The following is a 710-nucleotide window of genomic DNA, read 5'->3' as shown; positions in this document are numbered from 1 at the left end:
CCAATGAATTCCAAGCCCTACTCTACCAGCCGTTAAGACGCATAACGCCAAGCTCACCTGCACATACTGCGGAGAGCGTTTTTGTGTGAAAATGGAGCGAAGCGAGAGACACAAAAACGAGCGTAGCAGTATGTGTCAGAGTGCAGCGCCTTGTTAGAAGTTTTTTAGGCCATTATCGATCTACTGGAATATGGTAAGTTGTAAAACACCGACCTAATTGTTCTGTTTTATGAACTTTAGTGGCCATTCTATTTAGTGCCTTGTACTCAGGTCTACTTTCGAGCAAATGAAATAGTACTTCTTTATGCCCTAACTCGTTAGCCCAACGCATGAGTACTTTAAAAATTGGAATTCCAGAACCCCAGAATTTTTGTGAGATAACAACAGCTAATTCAAAGCCATTATCATCTGGCTGAATTCCACACCAACCAGCTAAAACCTCACCTATATAAACTGCACGAATACGACAACCCTCTATCGCATTCACTTTAATTTTATCTCCCATCCACTCTTGAAGTCTGGCCGCATCAAAATATGGATGATCGACTAAATGTATTCTCAGAGAATCCTCATTGACGATTGCCATGAAGTCTTTTGGATTCACTTGTTCAAAACACAAGAATTCAATTTTACTCATATCGCAATACTTCTAACGCCAAGCTCACCTGCAATTTTTGCTGTGAGCGTTTGTGTAAAATGGAGCTGCGCGA

At 41.1% G+C, this 710-nt stretch carries 1 protein-coding gene; it reads right to left on the bottom strand.

Annotated features, from left to right (window positions below):
* Positions 1–172: 172 nt before the first annotated feature.
* Positions 173–637, bottom strand: a complete 465-nt coding sequence (locus IDZ20_RS01565) for a GNAT family N-acetyltransferase (RefSeq protein ID WP_188149678.1) — start codon at positions 635–637, stop codon at positions 173–175.
* Between the last annotated feature and the right edge of the window lie 73 nt (positions 638–710).

It is taken from the genome of Teredinibacter waterburyi (genome assembly GCF_001922985.1).
In the GTDB taxonomy this organism is placed as follows: domain Bacteria; phylum Pseudomonadota; class Gammaproteobacteria; order Pseudomonadales; family Cellvibrionaceae; genus Teredinibacter; species Teredinibacter waterburyi.
This window is presented reverse-complemented; position numbering and strand designations above follow the sequence as displayed.

Excerpts from the sequence above, each read along its gene's own strand:
- IDZ20_RS01565 (WP_188149678.1), bottom strand. The coding sequence starts at position 637 with ATGAGTAAAATTGAATTCTTGTGTTTTGAACAAGTGAATCCAAAAGAC.